Origin of the sequence: Dolichospermum sp. FACHB-1250 (assembly GCF_014696335.1) — a bacterium.
GTDB classification, from domain to species: Bacteria; Cyanobacteriota; Cyanobacteriia; order Cyanobacteriales; family Nostocaceae; genus Dolichospermum; species Dolichospermum planctonicum.
Map to the genome: position 1 here is coordinate 1 of NZ_JACJPZ010000072.1, position 19,305 is coordinate 19,305.

Annotated in this window: 20 protein-coding genes; 8 read left to right on the forward strand and 12 right to left on the reverse strand. The window is 37.2% G+C overall.

Annotated elements, in window-relative coordinates; all coding sequences use genetic code 11:
* Positions 1-161: 161 nt before the first annotated feature.
* The 4 genes from H6F39_RS18560 to nblR all read right to left on the reverse strand — a co-directional run bounded on the left by H6F39_RS18560 (position 162) and on the right by nblR (position 2,367).
* Positions 162-353 (reverse strand): DUF2949 domain-containing protein, encoded by a 192-nt coding sequence (locus H6F39_RS18560; protein WP_137908403.1) that lies wholly within the window; start codon positions 351-353, stop codon positions 162-164.
* Between the two features lie 241 nt (positions 354-594).
* Positions 595-765 carry a hypothetical protein gene (locus H6F39_RS18565; RefSeq protein WP_236097141.1) on the reverse strand — a complete coding sequence of 57 codons (171 nt, stop codon included), beginning with the start codon at positions 763-765 and terminating at the stop codon, positions 595-597.
* Positions 766-964: 199 nt separating this feature from the next.
* The gene (locus H6F39_RS18570) at positions 965-1,492 is read right to left on the reverse strand and encodes a DUF192 domain-containing protein (protein WP_137908402.1); all 528 of its coding nucleotides are present in this window, start codon (positions 1,490-1,492) and stop codon (positions 965-967) included.
* 161 nt (positions 1,493-1,653) lie between these two features.
* On the reverse strand, positions 1,654-2,367 hold the full coding sequence (nblR, locus tag H6F39_RS18575) for a response regulator transcription factor NblR (RefSeq protein ID WP_137908430.1): 714 nt from the start codon (positions 2,365-2,367) through the stop codon (positions 1,654-1,656).
* 307 nt (positions 2,368-2,674) lie between these two features.
* Here nblR and H6F39_RS18580 point away from each other — a divergent pair, with 307 nt between their 5' ends.
* Positions 2,675-2,896 carry a hypothetical protein gene (locus H6F39_RS18580; RefSeq protein ID WP_137908401.1) on the forward strand — a complete coding sequence of 74 codons (222 nt, stop codon included), beginning with the start codon at positions 2,675-2,677 and terminating at the stop codon, positions 2,894-2,896.
* Positions 2,897-2,909: 13 nt separating this feature from the next.
* Entirely contained in the window at positions 2,910-3,155 is a 246-nt protein-coding gene (locus H6F39_RS18585; protein ID WP_137908400.1) for a DUF2283 domain-containing protein, read from the forward strand.
* 125 nt (positions 3,156-3,280) lie between these two features.
* On the opposite strand, the gene H6F39_RS18590 is transcribed toward H6F39_RS18585, so the two are convergent.
* The 4 genes from H6F39_RS18590 to H6F39_RS18605 all read right to left on the reverse strand — a co-directional run bounded on the left by H6F39_RS18590 (position 3,281) and on the right by H6F39_RS18605 (position 4,665).
* Complete coding sequence (locus H6F39_RS18590; protein WP_137908399.1) at positions 3,281-3,604, reverse strand: helix-turn-helix domain-containing protein; 324 nt, start codon at positions 3,602-3,604, stop codon at positions 3,281-3,283.
* Between the two features lie 4 nt (positions 3,605-3,608).
* Positions 3,609-3,986, reverse strand: a complete 378-nt coding sequence (locus H6F39_RS18595; RefSeq protein WP_137908398.1) for a type II toxin-antitoxin system RelE/ParE family toxin — start codon at positions 3,984-3,986, stop codon at positions 3,609-3,611.
* Positions 3,987-4,227: 241 nt separating this feature from the next.
* Complete coding sequence (locus H6F39_RS18600; RefSeq protein WP_137908397.1) at positions 4,228-4,437, reverse strand: hypothetical protein; 210 nt, start codon at positions 4,435-4,437, stop codon at positions 4,228-4,230.
* Positions 4,438-4,455: 18 nt separating this feature from the next.
* Entirely contained in the window at positions 4,456-4,665 is a 210-nt protein-coding gene (locus H6F39_RS18605) for a DUF1036 domain-containing protein (RefSeq protein WP_190372729.1), read from the reverse strand.
* 184 nt (positions 4,666-4,849) lie between these two features.
* Here H6F39_RS18605 and H6F39_RS18610 point away from each other — a divergent pair, with 184 nt between their 5' ends.
* The gene (locus H6F39_RS18610; protein WP_137908395.1) at positions 4,850-5,053 is read left to right on the forward strand and encodes a hypothetical protein; all 204 of its coding nucleotides are present in this window, start codon (positions 4,850-4,852) and stop codon (positions 5,051-5,053) included.
* Positions 5,054-5,064: 11 nt separating this feature from the next.
* Here H6F39_RS18610 and H6F39_RS18615 read toward each other — a convergent pair whose 3' ends face one another.
* The 3 genes from H6F39_RS18615 to H6F39_RS18625 form a co-directional block, all read right to left on the reverse strand.
* Positions 5,065-5,982, reverse strand: a complete 918-nt coding sequence (locus H6F39_RS18615; protein ID WP_190372730.1) for an NAD(+) kinase — start codon at positions 5,980-5,982, stop codon at positions 5,065-5,067.
* A 147-nt stretch (positions 5,983-6,129) separates the two neighbouring features.
* Positions 6,130-7,131: an SDR family oxidoreductase gene (locus tag H6F39_RS18620; protein ID WP_137908393.1), complete on the reverse strand. Its 1,002-nt coding sequence runs from the start codon at positions 7,129-7,131 to the stop codon at positions 6,130-6,132.
* A 268-nt stretch (positions 7,132-7,399) separates the two neighbouring features.
* Entirely contained in the window at positions 7,400-7,663 is a 264-nt protein-coding gene (locus H6F39_RS18625) for a glutaredoxin family protein (RefSeq protein ID WP_190397194.1), read from the reverse strand.
* A gap of 141 nt (positions 7,664-7,804) precedes the next feature.
* Between H6F39_RS18625 and H6F39_RS18630 the strand changes: the two genes are divergently transcribed.
* The 4 genes from H6F39_RS18630 (at position 7,805) to H6F39_RS18645 (ending at position 15,601) form a co-directional block, all read left to right on the forward strand.
* Positions 7,805-9,079 (forward strand): ATP-binding protein, encoded by a 1,275-nt coding sequence (locus H6F39_RS18630; protein WP_190397195.1) that lies wholly within the window; start codon positions 7,805-7,807, stop codon positions 9,077-9,079.
* A 316-nt stretch (positions 9,080-9,395) separates the two neighbouring features.
* Entirely contained in the window at positions 9,396-12,566 is a 3,171-nt protein-coding gene (locus H6F39_RS18635; protein WP_190397196.1) for an ABC transporter substrate-binding protein, read from the forward strand.
* 33 nt (positions 12,567-12,599) lie between these two features.
* Positions 12,600-15,311, forward strand: coding sequence for an ABC transporter substrate-binding protein (locus H6F39_RS18640; protein ID WP_190397197.1), 2,712 nt, complete (start codon positions 12,600-12,602; stop codon positions 15,309-15,311).
* A 143-nt stretch (positions 15,312-15,454) separates the two neighbouring features.
* Positions 15,455-15,601 (forward strand): hypothetical protein, encoded by a 147-nt coding sequence (locus tag H6F39_RS18645; RefSeq protein ID WP_236097140.1) that lies wholly within the window; start codon positions 15,455-15,457, stop codon positions 15,599-15,601.
* A 131-nt stretch (positions 15,602-15,732) separates the two neighbouring features.
* On the opposite strand, the gene H6F39_RS18650 is transcribed toward H6F39_RS18645, so the two are convergent.
* Complete coding sequence (locus H6F39_RS18650) at positions 15,733-16,827, reverse strand: AI-2E family transporter (RefSeq protein ID WP_228036683.1); 1,095 nt, start codon at positions 16,825-16,827, stop codon at positions 15,733-15,735.
* 798 nt (positions 16,828-17,625) lie between these two features.
* Between H6F39_RS18650 and H6F39_RS18655 the strand changes: the two genes are divergently transcribed.
* Complete coding sequence (locus H6F39_RS18655) at positions 17,626-19,041, forward strand: LCP family protein (RefSeq protein ID WP_137908388.1); 1,416 nt, start codon at positions 17,626-17,628, stop codon at positions 19,039-19,041.
* The last annotated feature ends 264 nt before the right edge of the window (positions 19,042-19,305 follow it).

The window sequence follows — 19,305 nt, forward strand, 5'->3', positions numbered from 1 at the left end:
TGGGTAATGGGTAATGGGTAATGGGTAATGGGTAATGGGTAATGGGTAATGGGTAATGGGTAATGGGTAATGGGTAATGGGTAATGGGTAATGGGTAATGGGTAATGGGTAATTGTTCTCTCTGAACTGTTACCTTTCACCTGTTACCTGTGACCTCTTCCTTATGCTGTTTCCAGCCAATCATAAATTTGTTCTAACTGTTCTAGAGTAATTAAACCATATTGCCAAAGAGTCATTGTTAAAGAACCAGGATCTTGATCACGGTTACGCAATGCTACAGCCAGGGAAGCAGAGGAAATTGCTAAATCTTCCTGGAGAAAATTAATCAGCCGAGAATATCTTGATATTACCATTTGTATCTCACATGGGGGAAATGTATAATTATAGATTGTTTATCTATTTTGCGGGTATATGTAGCCAGTATTTTATTTGTCACCCTGCTGCAAGTAGATCAACATTGTTAGGTTATATAGAAGGAAAATATTGCATTCTTCTCCATAACCATTTTTTAAAGTTTTATATCAAAAGAGAGATTTTTGCTACTTATATCTAATGTGGTAATTTTAACTAGGAAAACCTAAAATTTGATCTTATTTAGGCTAATGCTAATCCACAAACTGACACGGTAGAACTTACCGCCATTTCCGAATAATCCGGGACAAAAATCCCTTCAAACCATCGTTCTATCTTTTTTACTGCATTTAAGTCTCCGTCTTCTGTGTGTCCACACTCAGGACATAGATAAATGCGGTTTTCTAATGGCATTTTGCCAGGATGATTGCCGCGATTATAACATATCTGTGAACTAACAGTAATTTACATTCACGTCCTGCATGGTGATAGAGTAATGGAGGTATAAAATTGGAAAATTAAAAATCTCTTTTCCTTTGCGCCTTGGTGCGAAACATAACTCATAGGTCATTATGTAACGCCAGAAACGCTATAATCAGCAATTAAATACTGTTTACTGAGAGGTTCCAGGACTAACGAAATCAATTTTGATATGATCTCCTCTTTTTAATTTTAATTCTGCTGCTCGTCCTGACCTGAGTTCAATTACTTGATTGATAGGTACAGGAGGACCATAAGTAGGACAAGGCTCTCCATTACAAGGAGGAGCAGATTTTTGTATATACTCAACTACACCTTTTTTGATAAAGACCATATCTAAAGCCACGGGGACATTTTTCATCCAAAATCTTACTGGTTGTGATGACGGAAAAACAAACAGCATTCCTCGGTTATCTGCTAAAGTTGGTCTATACATTAAACCCATCATTTGCTGTTCCGGTGTTTCTGCTACTTCCAACTCAATTTTTACATCTTTAGGGAAAGTCGCAATTGCTGAAATTGGCAGATTTTGACCAGCATTTACTGGTATTTGGGCTTGAGATTCTGATATCACAGGAGGAGATTTAGCTGTGGTGGGTGGTGAACAGCCCGTTAGTAAAATACTAAGTAATACTGAAAATAAACTGAGCCAATGAATCATAATTGATATACGGAAGAGGGAATGGGTAATTAGTAATTAATTATTGACAGTTGACAATTAGTTTATTTACTGCAATTTAGATTCTAACTATCCTACTTAATTTCTGCCAAATCGCCCACAAATTTAGATTTTATTTGTGATTATTTCTCGGTTTATGGATTTTAGGAGTCTCTGAGTACGTAACCTACACCGCGTACAGTTTGAATCAGGCGTTTTTTACCCTCTTCTTCAATTTTGAGGCGAAGATAACGAATATAGACCTCAATCACATTAGATTCACCCATAAAGTCGTAACCCCAAACATTCTCTAAAATTTGTTCGCGGCTTAATACTTCGCGGGGATGTTCCATTAAGAACTTTAATAGTTCAAATTCCTTCATGGTTAAGTCAATAGCTTTGCTATTGTAAATAGCGCGACGCGTTCCTATATCCAAAACCAAATCTCCAAAGCGCAATTGCTCTATATTCTCAAGATCCGGTTTAAGATACAGATGAATCAGCTTGAGAAAATCTTCCGAACGGTAAGGCTTCAGAATATAATCATTAGCACCAGCGTCTAAACAAGCTATCCGATCATCTATTGTATCTCTGGCCATTAAAATCAGTACAGGAGAACGATTACCCATATTTCTGAGATTTTTACATAAAGATAATCCAGATTCTCCAATCAGCATCCGGTCTATAACAATTAAAGCTGGTTGGTTAAGGCTTTGACCGCCACAGGTATCGCCGCAGTATTCTAATCCATTGACTGCATCATGAGTTACAATTGCATCATAACCAGCTTCTTGTAAATCAAAAGCTAACTGATTAGCTAGAGTTTCATCTGGTTCAATCACCAAAACAAAAACAGAGGAATTGTGAATAGCTATCATTTGCTGGGAATTGTTAATCAATATGAGTTATAAGCTGTTACTGTGCTACTGGCATTTCACACAATACTAACTCAAGTTACCAATTTTCTGGTGACATCTCTAGAGAAAGTTTCCCAACGCAATTAAAACAATAATAATTTTAGTGAAGTGCTGTCATACATATAGATGTTTTGTAAATAGAGAGACTAGACAAGCACTACAAAATCTTTTACAGTGCATTTTGGGTTGATAGATAATCCTGTCATTAAAAGAGCGATCGCAGTATGTAAATTTTATCAAACCAATTCGTTTTACTAAACACGCTTTATTGCAATGCTTAGAGCGTGGTACAAATGAGATAGAAGTCACTGAAGCAATTCTTAATGGTAGTCACAAGCAAGCCAAACAAGGCAGACTTGAATATCGTTACGACTTTCAGTTTAATGGAGAATGGCAAGGGCGCTCCTATTCTATTAAACGAGTTTCACCAATTATTGCCGAAAGTGAGATGGAGATTGTAGTAATTACTGTATATACATTTTATTTTTGAGGAAAGTAATGCTATGAAAATTAGTTATGATCAAGAAACTGATTCACTTTATATTCGCCTAGTTGATGGAGATCATGAATGTCGTACTTTACGATTAAGTGATGAAATAGCACTAAACATTGGTGCTGGTGAAGTTTTAGTTGGTGTGGAAATTCTTGATGCCAAAGAGGTGCTTGGATCGGGTCAATTACCGGAAATTGTTCTAGAGAATATCCCATTTCAGATTGTATCAACGGCTGCTTGCAACCAGAGGAACTAGATTCCCGACTTCTCAAAGAAGTCGGGGATCTGAATACTAGGATCGCCCAAAATCATCCTCTTATCGAAAAGAGCGATGGCAGTGATATCGCCATAACCGAAGTATATTGAGTTTGGAAATAATTATTAGACTACAATTATCTGAGCAAACTTGCGATTTTCAGGTTTAGGTTTAACTGTAATCTCTACATCACTACCTAACTTGTTTAGATAGTCCATCAACCTATCAGTTGAGAAGCCACTTAATCTACCTCTAATTAGTAGAGAAACTTTTGGTTGATCTATGCCTAGAATTTCGGCTGCTTGAACTTGTGTTAAATTTAGATTAGTAATGATTTCACTGATTTTACGGACTAACTCAGCTTTCAATAATCTTTCTTCAGGATTAGATAAACCTAAGTCAGCAAATACATTTCCGCTACTAACCTCAACTTGATTTTCTTCTGGCATTTTTTTACTCCATTTTTTCGGTAGTTTGTTGTAAATAATTTTCTTGAGCGATTTTCAATCTTTTTTTAACTAATTCTATATCTTGTTTTGGTGTAGCAATACCATGTTTTGATTTCTTTTGGAAGGAATGTAGTAAGTAGATAACACCCTCAAATTTAACAGTATAAATTGCCCTATATGTATCCCCATCCAAATCATCTACAATTTCTAAAACACCTGCTCCAGAGAACCCGCGTAGAGGTTTTGCATCAGGGTGTTTTTGTCCATGTTGTGCCAAATCAAGAGCGTAACCCATGACATCCTGTACATCTTCAGGAAACTTCTTTAAATCATTAAGGGCGCTTGCAATCCATCTGAGAGGCTTTTCTTGTTTTTCATTCATGTAATGTTAAGTATGCTAAAACTAGCATATTATGTCAATAAGTAATTATATGGTATTAAATATAATTTTGTTAAAATAGATACCCGACTCCTCTAAGAAGTCAGAGATCTGAATACTAAGATAGGATCGCCCATAATCATCATGTTATGAAAAAGCGATCGCAAACCGCAACATAGGAATCGCCTAAAATCATCCTCTTATCAAAAGAGCTTATTAATTTTATTAACAGTTTGGGAGAGCCTTAATCAGTTAGCTCAAAAGAGTTATCATCTTCAGTTGTAACTGGAATTGAACGAAATCCCGCCATACCACGATTAGTAACTCTGCAGCGATTAGGATTCTCAGAATCTCCAATTCGATAATTCTTTTGTTGTTGATAATAAATTATACATCTTAAACTTGAACCTGTAGTAATTTCACCTCCAGAAACAGTTTGTGCATGAATGAGCATCTTTTTATTACTAACTGATCAATAATAAACTGTAGCGCAGTTATTAGAGTCTATTAAAAACCAACCTTCAGTAAACCATCGATGATCTTGTTTGTAAGAAACAGCAGTACAAGCGGTTTCACTGCCTTGATTACACACTTTAAAATCAGCTTTTGCTTCTTGAGATTTAGCTAATAAAAATCCCACAGCTAAAAGCGGGATGGTGAACACAGAAAGCAACTTACTCATGATGAATTCTCCCTAGAAATAATCAAAAATCAAATTTGCACGAAAAGAGTTATTGTGTATAGCGGTGTATAGCGATCGCTACTCCAGAGTTATGTTGAGTTAGTGCTATTCCTGCGGAGCGCAACGCTTACGCTCTTTAAAATTAACCTTTCACCGATAGTATTTTTACTCACAAAAAAAATCAATGTGTATCCCCGCAGATAAATGTACTTTAGTAATAGCAAATGATGGAGCTATTTTAGCATCTACTTATAGACCCAAAAAAGGCGGCTATGGTACTAAAATCATGGATACTATAGCCAACGAACTTCTAGATGGTGTATGGGAAATATCAGTTTTACCGAATGGAGAAGTGCGAGTTACACTAAGTTGGCATTTACCTAACTGAACAACTGACAACTAAGGCAATTCTACAGAAGAAGGTTTAGCAATATGTGGTAAACCCCAACCTAGTTTTTCCCGGAGAACACGGAAAAACTCAGGTCGCTGTAAACGGATAAATCTGGCGCTATAGGGCGATCGCTCTAAATATACCCGATCTTCTGCTAAAATATAACATCCACCATTACCATCTACCACCATCACCAATCGGGGAATATTCACCGGATAGATATTAATCGGTTCATGATCGGGAAACACCAAAGCCCTAGAAGCTAAGGAATGGGGACAAATGGGTACTAACTGTAAAACGGGGACACCAGGAGTAATTACTGGCCCCCCCGCGCTTAATGAATAAGCTGTAGAACCTGTGGGAGTAGAAACAATAATACCATCTGCCGCAATATCCACTGGAGAATGTCGCCCCACTGCTATTTCAAAATGGCACATACAAGTTAGAGGTTCTCGATGTAACACCATTTCATTTAAGCAGAGAGCTTCCCATGTCACCGTATCTCCCCGGAGAACTTTGACGGTGAGCATGACCCTATCTTCAACTTCATATTTATCAGCCATTACCTGTTCTATGGCTTCAGGCAACTGGTTGAGATAAGTTTCCGTCAAAAATCCCATGTGACCCGTATTGACCGTCAACATGGGGATACCAGAGGGGGCGACTAAGCGAGATGCTGCTAACACCGTACCATCTCCCCCCAACACCACTGCAAATTTCATATCTGAGTCAAAGCCAGGGGGCGTAAGACCTTCGATAGGTGTGTGAAAGACAAGGCTATCCGGTTGGGAATAACCCAATATACCACCGATACTCGCAGTGATGTAAACATCCCAACCAGCAGCGGTGAGCTTGTCTTTTAGTTGAATAGCGACACTACTCGCTATCGGTTTCACGTCGTTATAGATAATGCCTGCTTTCGGCACACTCAAATATCCAAGTTTAAGGGATGCTTTTTCTGTATCTAATGGTTACACATTTTTGACCAATATAACCATTAGTCTCACATTTGTTGAAAAAGTCTTTTTGTTAGGGATAGAAATCAGGAAGAACTCCAAAATCCAAAATCCAATTTATTGACTATTGGCCTTGGAAGATTGTTTAAAAGGAGTCTTTTGGCTTTTGAGCTTTTTGACCTTAGCTTTTTCGTAATCTAACTCTTTTAGCTTCTTCATAATCCGGCTGAAGTATTCTTGTAAGTAAACTTCCAGGGTGGTTGTTTGTTCTTTGTCCAACCCAAAGACAGTATATACTTCCTCCATATTTTCTGCATTTAAAGCTTTACCACTGGCTAAAACCTCTGTAAAAGCCAATCTATCTGCAACATTCCATCCCCATTGAAAAAAGCGGAGGAAATTTTGGACAGTCCGTAGTAAAGCCAGGGGCATTCGTGTAACTTTTGCGTCTCTATCAGATAAGTTTTCACAAAGATCAATAATTTCCTCAGCACCCCAAGCCCGAGTTCCCACCACAGGGAAAGACTGCTTTTCCGTTTCTGGCACACTCAAAGCACGAATAGCGAATTTAGCAATATCCTGGGTATCCATGTAGGCGATTTGTGAAGACTTACCTGTTACCCATACAGGTTGTTTTTCCAAAATAGGTATACCATATTGACCAATTAAACCTTGCATAAAACCAGCTAGACGTAAAATTGTATAGTTTAAGCCAGATTCTGCCAAAAACACTTCGGTACAGCGTTTAATTTCCATCAGCGGAACATTGGGGTATTGATCAGCATCTAAAATCGAAAAAAAGATAAACCTTTCCACACCCGCAACTTTAGCAGCTTTAATTAAAGCTACTTTCCCATCCCAGTCTACCTCCTTAATAGTCAGAGAATCCGTGGCACGAGATGTGGCGGCATCAATAACTGCGGTTACACCAGTCAAGGCTTCTGCAAGGGTTTGAGGATTACATAAGTTTCCGCGTACCAGTTCAGCGCCCCATTCCTTGAGAAAAGCTGCTTTTTTAGGACTGCGAACTAAACAGCGGACTTTGTATCCTTCATCAATTGCGCGACGGGCTACTTGTCTTCCCAATGTGCCAGTTGCACCGACTATTAATAATGTCATGGGGTTGGTTATATATTTTAATGTTTATGAAAAGAATCTTAACAGAATTAGCTCTCTAAATAAAACTTTACAAATTTTTCAGCAAACTCGATTTAGGATTTACACGGGTGTCACAAAAACCTATCACGTATTATCTGTAGTCAGGGCTTTAGCCCTGATTTTGCTTATAGTTTCTCTATGAGAGGACTAAAGTCCTCACTACCAAATATTTAGGCATTAATTCGGAGGCATTTTTCGGGACTGGTGCAAAATGTAAATATACTCAAATTCAAGTTTTTACATACTTACATAAGAATTTTTCCAGTCCTTCGACACTGAGACGAGGAGAGGGACGGGATATGGCTTGTTCCTTACCCTCATCAGTGACAAAATAGAGTACAGGTATTTCATATTGAAACATCGCAAACCAATTTTTATCAGTGGTAATATCCCGAATTTCTAGCTCAAAACTGAGAGTTTTGATTTGGGCTAATTTTTCCTGCAATCCTTCACAAAGGTGACAACCGGGCTTGCTGTAGAGAATTAATCGCATAAAATCATACTTAGAGAACTATCTAACATCCACTCAGATCCCCGAATTTTTTAATAGGTCAGGAATCGCCAGGAGATAACCTGTATTCTGACCATAATCCACTATAATGGCTAATAACGTCAGAATTAGGATCTCCGAAATATGGCTAATCCTTTCTTCGCCAATATACCAGTTCCTCCAGAATATTTTATCGGTCGCACATCTGAAATCACAGCCGCTTTTGACACAATTCATGCTCGCAGTCATTTAGCTATTTGGGGTGGTCCAGGAATGGGGAAAACTTCCTACTTATACAAAGTTGCTTGTCCCCAAACCTGGGTAGAATATGGACTAGATTCATCTCCCGCTGTAATTGTATTATTCAGTTGTCAGAGTTTATACCCCTTTACTCCTGCTAAGTTCTGGGCAGAAATTTTGACGATTATGGATGATAAATTAGAAAATGAGCCAGAACTACAAGCAGAAATTAGAAACTTAAGAGGGAATAATATTACAAATGATACTCTAGGTCAAGCTATAACAAAGTTAGGTAGAAAAAATAAATTCCTGGTTTTGTTGGTAGATGACTTTGACGCGGCCTTAGAAACCAATGAGGGATATACGGAATCTGATCGAGAAACATTTTTAGCTCAATGTCGTAGTTTAGCTGTTCATGGTGCTAACAAAAAACTTACCATGATTGTCACCTCACTTCAGCGCCTCAATGAAATTGGTCCACCACTCAAGCCAAATGCTTCTCCTTGGTATAATCACTATCTGTATCAATCTTTGAAAAAATTTGATTACCAGGAAACAGAGCAATTATTATCAATATCAGTATTTCCACCAGAATTAAGAACTGGAATTAGAAATATTACTGGTAGTCACCCGACTTTAATACAAATTGCCGGTTTTTTACTAAACATAGCAAGACAACAAGGAGAAGAAGTTGATATCAATAAATTTAATAGTGATTTTGAAAGGGATACTAAACAGATTTTTGAAACAGTTTGGAAAAGATGTAATGACCAACAAAAAACTTTGTTAATGCTGATTGTTTTGTTAGATTTAGAGGGTCATTTAGAGCAGAAAGACTTTGATTTAAAAGGTATGGGTCGCATTTTGAATCAAAATGAACGCAGTTTAACTGAATTAGAAGAACAGGGGGTAATTGTTTCGGTAATCAGTCCAAAACCAAAGTTACCAAAAGAAAAAGAAAAGATATATTTATTCACTTCTTCAATTATGAAAAAGTGGGTAATTCAGGAGATTTGGAATACAAAAGCTAGTGAAATCAGAAAACGCGAGAGAGTATTTCTTAATCTGATGAGTCATGGACAAGTTGAGGAGATGAAAAAAGCAATTACTTGGTCAGGTCAGCATCAAGATACGGTTGTATCCCTCCTTAAATTTGGTCGTGAGATATTATTTGGATAGGACTTATCTAAATCTTAAAAAATCTCAGGTGCGTTACGCTGACGCTAACACACCCTACTACTACTTATCTAAATCTGAAGAAATCTCAGGTGCGTTACGCTGACGCTAACACACCCTACTGCTGTAAAATACAAAGTAGGGGTAATTCATGAATTACCCGTACACAAAAATAAACCAAAATAAACCAAAATAAACCAAAATAAACCAAAATAAAATTTTCAGTAATATATTGCGTAAATTATACAGAAAATGGATAATATCAATATCCCATTTTTATTTAAAACCAAGTCTATAATCGGTGAGGAGTACAAATAATATGATTAATCCACAACAGCAGAGAAATCCTTACATTATAGGTTCTGTTATTGACAAACCAGACCAATTTTTTGGTAGACAAAGTTTATTTGAGTTTATTAAAGATACTTTAGAACAAAATACTCCACTAATTCTCTTATATGGTCAAAGACGGATTGGTAAATCCTCTGTACTCAAACAAATTCCTCAAAAGATCAGTGAGGATCAATTTGTTTTTATTGATTTTGATCTCCAGGTTTTTGTCGGTGATAATCGGAAACATCCCATCAATCAAATTCTACACTATTTAGCACAGAGAATTGGAGAAAAAATAGGAAATAGTCTTACTCCTACAGCAGAAGATATAGAAGATAATCCTACAATTTTCCATGAGGATTTTTTAACTCAAATATACAATATATTAGGTGAAAAAAAGCTGGTTTTATTGTTAGATGAGTTCGATGTTTTAAGTGAAGCAAATAACGAAGGTAATGTAGAATTTTTCAGATTAATCAATAACTGGTTTTCAAAATGGCCAGAACGATTATTTATTATTCCCGTAGTGGGACGACATCTTAAAGAACTACCAAATCTACTTGATTTGCTGAGAGAATCACCCTATAAAGAAATCAGTTTTTTGGACAGAGATAGTGCTGAAATGCTGATTACCAGACCTGTTCGAGGAGTTGTTACCTATCAGCCAAATGCAATAGAAGAGATATTGAGTTTATCAGCAGGTCATCCTTATTTCACTCAAGTAATTTGCTATGAGCTTTTCAATTTAGCGCGGGAACGTCAGATATGGACAATAAATGCAGAAAATGTTAAAACTATCATAGATAAAGCAATTGAAACAGGGGCAGGTGGTTTAGCATGGTTTTGGGATGGTTTATATCCTCAAGCACAAGTTGTTTTTTCAGCAGCAGCAGAAGCTCAACATAGAGAAGAGCAAGACGACCGAGTTTCCTATAGCCCCAAACTACTACTAAGGAATTATGGCATATTAACAGATTCCTTAACTCAGGTAATCAAAGAAATGGCTGACTATGGTTTTTTAAATGATTTCAAAAGAGTCAAAATTGAGTTAGTCCGGCTTTGGTTATTGCAGAAACATCAGCTAAAAGATGAGATTAGTAATTTAGCAGAAGTTGATAAGCAAGACGTTGAGAATCTTTGTTCGGTAGCACAAAACAAACCGCAAATAGCATTACAACTTTATGAAGAAGCATTAGGAATTAATCCTAATAATTTTCAAACTGTAACCTCTCTGGCGAAAGAATATTTACAGGTAGAAAAATTCGACCAAGCTTTTGAACTTTACAGTCGGGCTTACAAATTTTACTCTATTAATGATCAACAGGAAACGGTCTTACAGCCTGTATTTGATCTAGTTACAGAATATTCCCAAGCAAACAATTTAGATAAAGCTTTAGAACTGTATGCACAAGCCTATAAAATTGCTCCAGAAGAGAGCAAAGACGGTTTTATAGAAACATTAGAACAATACGCACATAACCTGACCATTAATGAAGACTTTGCTCGCGCCAGACAACAGTATGAACGAGTTTTACAAATTGATCCCAATAGACAATTATCTCAGGATAAATTGGCAGAAATTGGAGCTTTTGAATCTAAGTTAAAAGGTGTAGAAAACCTAAGCTCACAATCACAAATCATAGCAAATCAAACTACAGTATTAAAAGGTGTAGAAAACCTAAACTCACAACCACAAATCATAGCAAATCAAACTACAGTAAAACCGAACCCATTCAGACAAATCATGAAAATACCTGTTACATTTGTTGCTTTAACTACGGTTGTATCTGTTTTCGGTTTTGGTATTTATCAGCAGCTTTCTAGAACCTGTCCACCAGGTGAAAAGAAAGAATTAGGTGTTTTTTGTGTGGTAGATAATAGCAAAATTAGCCGAGGTGAAAGAACATTATTTCCTAATAATAATAATCCCTCTCGTGACCAAGGTATTGCAGCTTTCAAAAATGGTAATTATCAAGAAGCGGCTAAGTTATTTCAACAGGCCATAGAAGCAAAGCAAAAGGATCCAGAAGTAGTAATTTACTATAATAATGCCCGCGCTCGTCAACAGGATTCTCCCTTTATATTGGCTGTCGTTGTACCCATAGGTACTAACCCAAATGACGCTCAAGAAATCTTACGTGGTGTGGCACAAGCTCAAAACCAATTTAACGATAATAAAGGTTTAAATAATAGGTTTCTTGAAATTGTCATTGCTAACGATGATAACACCAAATCAGCGCAACAAGTAGCACAACAATTAGTTAAAGATGATTCCATATTAGGTGTAATTGGACATAATTCTAGTGATGCTACAAAAGAAGCATTACCGGAATACGAAAAAGCTGGTTTAGCAATTATTTCTCCCACCGCGACTAGTGTTTTCCTCAAAAGATCTGTTTTCTTTAGGACAGTTAGTTCTGATGCAAGTGCTGGAAAAAAACTAGCCGAATACACTTTCAATAATTTGAAATTAAAAAGAGCAGTCATTTTTGCTAATCCTAACAGCCCTTATAGTAATAGTATCAGAGAAGTATTTACTAATCGCTTTGAAAAATTAGGCGGTGAGGTGGTTCGTAAACCCCTAATTAATTTAACTGATCCCAATTTTGATACTAGGAGTGAAATTTCCGCCACTGTCTATAGTAGAGATAAATTTGCACAAGCAGCTATATTGTTTCCAGATACACAAAGCACTGATACTGCCATCAAGATTGCTACAGAAATTACCCGTAGAAATGCCAGACTCAAGGATGATCCCCAAAGCGGACGAGTAAAAGAGTTAAAAATGTTAGGTGGAGGCAGTCTTTATGGGAACGAAACCTTAGACAAGGGTGGTAATAATGTAGAGGGTTTAATTGTTGCCATACCCTGGTTTAGAGAATCATCTCCAGCAATAGCATTTGCTGAAAGGTCTGAGCAAGAATGGGGCGGAGGTATTAGTTGGCGTACTGCAACTAGCTTTGATGCTACCCAGGCATTTATCAAAGCTCTATCTAACAATGCCACACGAACTAATTTGTTAGAAAAATTACCAAGTATCAAGCTTGACAGCAATGAAACATCAGGCTATCAACTCAAGTTTACAGAAGAAAGAGAACGCGAAGGGCAATCTATTCTTGTTCAAGTTAAAGATGGTAAATTTGTTCCCATTGAATGAGTTACAATGGGAGACTAGATGTATGATTAGAGCATGATTACTACTTCCAACCTTCACAGAAACCCATACATTATCGGTCGTCCCATTGGCTACCGAGAGTCCCTGTTTGGCCGAGAAAGTATATTTAAGCTTGTTCAAGAGAATCTTCAACAGTCTCAACAATTACTATTGTTATACGGACAAAGACGTATTGGTAAATCATCTATCATCCTTAGTATTCCCCAACAATTGGCGGAAGTGAATGGGTTTGTTTTTGTTACCTTTGATTTATCATTTTACAGTCAGCAGCCCTGGAGTAGTATTTTAGCAGCACTAGCTCAAGCAATTGTAGATAATTTAGAGCTAGAAACTAGCATATCACCACCCACAACCACAGAATTAGAATTAGAAATTAATATCTTTGAACGTCAGTTCTTACCCCAAGTTTATCAACAATTAGAAAACAAAAATTTAGTTTTACTGCTCGATGAATTTGATGCTTTAATTGGTCAAGATTTAGAATCATCGGCCATAGAAACATTTACAAAAAAGATTTTCCGCCGATTATCTGATATCACTAAAAGAAATAATAAATTATTTGTAGTTATATCCATAGGAGAACATTTAGCAAGTACACTTAATATCCTGAAAATATTTGAAGATGTACCTAAGATAGAAATTGGGTTGTTAGATAAAGATAGTACGAAGGAATTAATTACGAAACCAGCCCAAAATGTACTTGAATATGAAGAAGAAGCTATCAAAGCGATTTTCAATCTATCCGCAGGACATCCATATTGTACACAAATAATATGCTTTGCTATTTTCAGCAGAGCGCGAGAAAAGAATAGTTTTAAAATTACTAGTGCAGACGTAGAAAGAATTGTAGATACAGCGATTGAAATCGGTGAAGCTGGTTTATCCTGGTTTTGGTATGCTTTTTCTATTCCCGAAAAAGTCGTTTTTTCCGCAATTGCACAAGCTCAAGAAACTGGAAAAAACTACTTAAAATTACTAGAAATTCAGAAAATTGACGCAAAAAATCAACTGATTAATCAAGCGCGAAAACAACTGGTAGACAATGGTTTTTTAGATGCAACCGGAGAGAAAATCAAAGTAGAATTGGTGCGTCGCTGGATTATAAAACGTTATCCTCTGCAAGATCAAATCGGTCAATTCCGTGAATTTGAGGAAAAAAAAATTCCTAACCAGAAAGAGATGATCCAACTACCAGAGATAGTTGAGAATAATCACACAAGCAACATTATAACAAATCCTAGCAATAGTCATACTGATATTTCTGCAAAACGCCCATTAATGATTTTAACAGCAGTTGCAACTACCATGACAATTGCGGCTAGTATTTTCGTAGCTAGTTTTTATAATTATTCCTTTCTAAGATATTTTGAAAGATCAATTTCTGTTTCTTCTTCTACACCAGATAATAATACAAATAATCAAGGTGATCAAACATCCTCTAACAAAAAAGAGGAATTAAAAACTTCCTCTTCTTTTGCACCAGATAATAATACAATTAGTCGAGGTGATAAAACATTATTTTCTAATATTAATAATCGCTTTCGTGACCAGGGTATTGAAGCCTTTAAAAATGGTAATTATCAAGAAGCAGTTAATTTATTCCAACAAGCTGTCAAAGCAAATCCTGGCGACCCAGAAGTATTAATTTACTACAACAACGCTCGCGCTAGTCAAAATAGTTCTTCCGTGAGTTTAGCCGTGGTTGTACCTATAGACAGCAAAACTAATAATGATAATGCTCAAGAAATATTACGTGGTGTAGCTCAAGCACAAGACCAATTTAATAATAATCAAGGCTCAAACGGTTTATTATTAAAAGTTGTCATTGCTAATGATAGTAATAACCCAGAGGAAGCAAAACAAGTAGTCCAGGAAATAGTCAAAGATAATTCTATATTAGGAGTAATTGGACATAATTCTAGCGATGTTACTAAAGCTGTAATACCAGAATATGAAAAAGCTGGTTTAGCGATTATTTCCTCTACTGCTACTAGTAATTTATTAAAAAGCTCAGTTTTCTTTAGAGTAGTTGATTCTGATGAAATTGCTGGAGAAAAATTAGCTCAATATACTAATAGTCTAGGGTTTAAAAAAGTCGTGATTTTTAATAATCCTAACAGTGCCTATAGCCAGAGTATCACAAAGGCATTTACAAATAAATTTAAAAAAATGGGAGGTAAGGTACTTCCTACAATTGATTTAAGTGACAAAGAATTTGATCCAAGAGAAGAAGTTAGTATCAGTATCAATGAATTTCAAGCGGAAGCTGCTATCTTGTTTCCAGATACAGAACACACTAATGCTACAATTGATATTGCTAAAGCGAATGATGATAATTCTTTAAGTTTATTAGGTGGACACACTCTTTATAGCAATGATACCTTAATCAAAGGTAGAAAGGCTGTAGAGGGAATGATTTTATCAGTTCCTTGGTTTAGAGAAACTTTACAAGCAAAGGCTTTTGCTGAAAAATCTGGAAAAAAATGGCGCGGAGGTATTAGTTGGCGGACTGCAACCAGTTTTGATGCGACCCAGGCTTTTATTCAAGCTTTATCAAAAGATAATACCCAAGATAATACCCGGGCTAAGGTATTAGAAAGATTACAAAAGGTTAAGCTTAACAATAATCAAACATCTGGTTATCCACTCCAGTTTAAAGAAGGGGAGCGTCAAGGACAATCTGTACTTGTAGAGGTTAAGGACGGGAAATTTACTATGATTCCATAGGACTTAGGTAAAATAGATATTCGTTACCAAAATTGTAACCGTTGAGGATTGATCAAATTGGACATGAGATAGTGAACAAATAGTACATTATCAACGTCTGACTAGATAAAGACGCAAAAATCAAAGCACAATGGAGGTAAAACATGAACCATAAGAAAATCAATCCTATCAAAAGCAATTTTTTACAACGACGCTATGGCGTAAGTTTAGGAAGACGGTATGTTTTGGCGGCCGCTGGTGTGATGTTGTTAAGTGTATTTAGTTACTCCTCGGCTAACATAAGAAATTGAACCCTTCTCACCTTGATTTTTGCGTCTTTGCGTTTTTGGGTGAAACCTATTCATATCTTTGATCAACAACAGCGATAAAATAAGTTAACCTACTATTTTCGCAAATTTTGCTGGTGTTATGGGTGTAGCTATTACGGACTAGTAAAAGATTTTTCTGTATCAAGATTCATAACTGGGGGACGAATGGCGCTGATAATGCTTTTAATGACCACAGCACAGGGAACTGCGAGAATTACCCCCAAGAGTCCGCCAATTCTCGCTCCAGTCAAGACAGAAATTAAAATCCAAACGGGATTTAAACCAGTAAAACTACCTAAAATCCGCGGTGCGATCAGATTTTCTAGGATTTGTTGTACAATTACCGCTGCTATTAATACTCTTATCCCCATACTCACATCTTGAAGTGAGACTAAAGAAGTTGTCAGGGCGATACCCACAGAACCACCAAAGGGGATAAGTGCCATAAGTCCAATCGTCAATCCAAATAATAACCCAAAAGGGACTTTCAACCACAAAAAGGCGGGAATGAGAGCAGAAGCCATACAGGTGGATAAGATTAATTGGGTAATAAAAAAATTTTGAAAGCTTAAACGGACTGTATTGGAAAAAGGATCACGAAATTTAGAAGGTAGCCATTGTACTAAGCTTTCCCAAAGTTCGCCCCCATGTTGTAATAAATAAAAGGTTAATACTACTGTCAGTAAGAAATCTAATAAACTGGTAACAGTGACTACAGCTAGGTTTAGTGCCTGTCCGGCTATAGATTGTAATTGTCCCTTAACGCGATCATTAATTTGTGTTGCTAAAGCATCCAAATTAATTGGCAAACCCGCGCTTTCTGCTTTATCATTGAGTATCATTAATTGAGAACGTCCTGAATCAATTAATTCTGGTAAACGGGCTACCAGTTGTTGTGCTTGAGTCAGTGCCAGGGGAAACAGGGTGATACCTAGGGCTAATAAAATGGATAATGCTAATAAAAACACTAAGATAGCCACTTGTTCTCGTTTAGCTCCGTGGTTTTCCATCCAACTGACTGGGTAGTTGAGGAGAAAGGCTAGTACCGAAGCTCCGACTAAAATAACAATCAGGGAGTGAAAATAATCGAAAATTGTGGCAATAGCCCAACCATTGAGAACTAATAGGGGTGCAAGTAGGGCAATTGCTAAAAATCTTGCTATGGGTGTCAGTGTTTGCCACCAATTAAGTAGCTTTCGTGTCTGCATTTTTAGATAATTACACTATAGAACTCAGGTGATTTCTTCTTTACAGAATATGATCTTGCTATATAAAACCTAGACAAAGCTAGACTTTACTTTCTATTTTAGCAGGAGCATGGGGGCGGTTATCCCTCAGTAGACTCACACGCTGTAGCCCAACGCGTTTATCTGTCTTCGACGGCGCAGCCATCTTTCTTTTGTGAAAGTTTTGAAAAAAACTACCACTATCATTGCTGGGTTTTCGTGTCGGCAATAGTCTTAATTTAATACTTGATACTTGATATCTTAGGATTATATATCAAGTAGTTGATTTTTTTAACTAAAATATATTGATTTTTGTCCGCAGAACTATAGCTTTGTCTTGAAAATTGTCAGATTAGGACTAGCTCTAGCTTAATGACTTTTATTCACCATCTTTAGTTTATGATCACATCAACCACTATGGATAGCCAGCCAGCAAAAGATACAGATGTCCCGAAAACACAACTAATTTTCTGTTTGATTCCCATTATCGGCTTTTTTTCCGTCTCTGTGGACTCTCTACAAAGGTCGGAGTAGTCGAGAATAACTAACTGTGAGCCGTTTGTCTACCGCATTGGCTTTGATATGGATGTTCGGGAATAAGCAAAGGCCAAGAAAGAACTACTGAACTTTTCAATAAAAATGAAGTTAGTTGAAGATTATTGTATTTAGGCCTTCCCCATAGCAAACTTAATCAAAAATTAGCTATCATAGTCTGATTTGTTTTAGATCTATTGAGTCGGCAAATTTACGTTATTCAAAATCGTAGGTGAGAGGAAGTCTGTGACTAGTCAAAAAACATCAGCCGCACAAAAAAGAGCCGCAAAAGCTAAATATAGGGGGAAAATTTCTCGCCCGTCAAAATCGGGACGGTGGCTATGGTTTACGGTGGGCATGGGAGGGATTGCTATAGTATCAGGACTTGCAGGAGCGCTGTTGGCTGTTTCTTGGGAAAGTACACCTTTGCAACAAGCTCAACTTAGTCCCCAGGAAGAAGCAGTATTTGATGGCGATCGCATCTCTGGAAATGGGTTACAATTTTCTCAATTAACTCGTCCTGTAAATATCCTACTCATGGGTATGAGTGTACTACCCCCAGACATACAGAACCCCCCCGTTGATAGCAAAAGTCTCGGTTATTTACCCCAAATTAATTCTTTTGACGGTCTTTCTGATGTCATGTTGTTGATCAAATTTGATCCAGAGACAAACAAAATAGTCATGCTTTCTGTTCCTAGAGATACCCGCACAGAAATTGAAGGCCATGGAATGAAAAAAATTAATGCTGCTAATGTGGAGGGAGGTCCGGCTTTAACAGCGAAAACCGTTAGTAATCTTTTGGGCGGAGTTGGGGTAGATCGCTATGTACGCATTAATGTTTTAGGAGTTAGTAAGTTAATTGAAGCTTTGGGTGGGGTCAATATCTATGTCCCCAAAGATATGAAATATCGGGATGATTCTCAGCATTTATATATTAATTTAAAAGCAGGTCAACAACATCTTAACGGTGAACAAGCGTTACAATTATTACGTTATCGTCATGATGAGTTGGGCGATATTGGTCGGATTCAGCGTCAGCAAATGGTGTTACGTTCGTTAATTGAACAAACTCTCAACCCGAAAACTCTCACGCGAGTACCGGAAATTCTCAATGTTGTTAAGGAAAATATTGATACCAACTTATCCGTTGAAGAATTAATAGCACTGGTGGGTTTTGGCTCAAAAACCAGTCGCTCAAATATGCAAATGTTAATGTTACCTGGGCGCTTTAGTGAAAACCGTGAGTTTGATGCCAGCTACTGGGTACCAGATCGACGAGCTATTGGTAAATTAGTATCCCAGCATTTTGATTTAGAAGGGAAAACAGAACTACAGTCCAGTGATCCTAGTCATTTGCGTGTGGCTATTCAAGACAGTACAGGGAGCGATCGCTCACAATTGCGTCCCCTAATTAGAACATTGGAAAAAGCCGGATATACCAATGTTTTTATCTCTAAACCCTGGGGACAACCCTTAGAGGTAACTCACATTGTAGCACAACAAGGAGATGGAAATAGTGCGGAATCATTACGTAGTCTTTTGGGATTTGGGGAAGTGCGCGTAGAAAGCACTGGTAATATTGGTTCAGATATTAGTATCCAGGTGGGTAAGGATTGGTTTCAAAACCAAGCCATTTTCCAAAATTCTCCTCATCCTTAATCACATTTATCACATTTATCTCGTTCCCAGCCGGAGTCTGGGAACGTAATTTTGAGGCTCTGCCTCAATTATAATGGAATCTACCTGCTGTAAGCTATTACGCATCTAAATTTTTTTCTCACGCAGAGGCGCCCAGAGGAATAAGCATACATTTTATCAGAAAACGTCGTAATACCCCATCCCTCTACAGGGTGGGGATGTAATGCGGGCAAAAATTAAACACCCTTCAAGGGATATTAAGCGCAGCTTAATCATGAGAGAGGG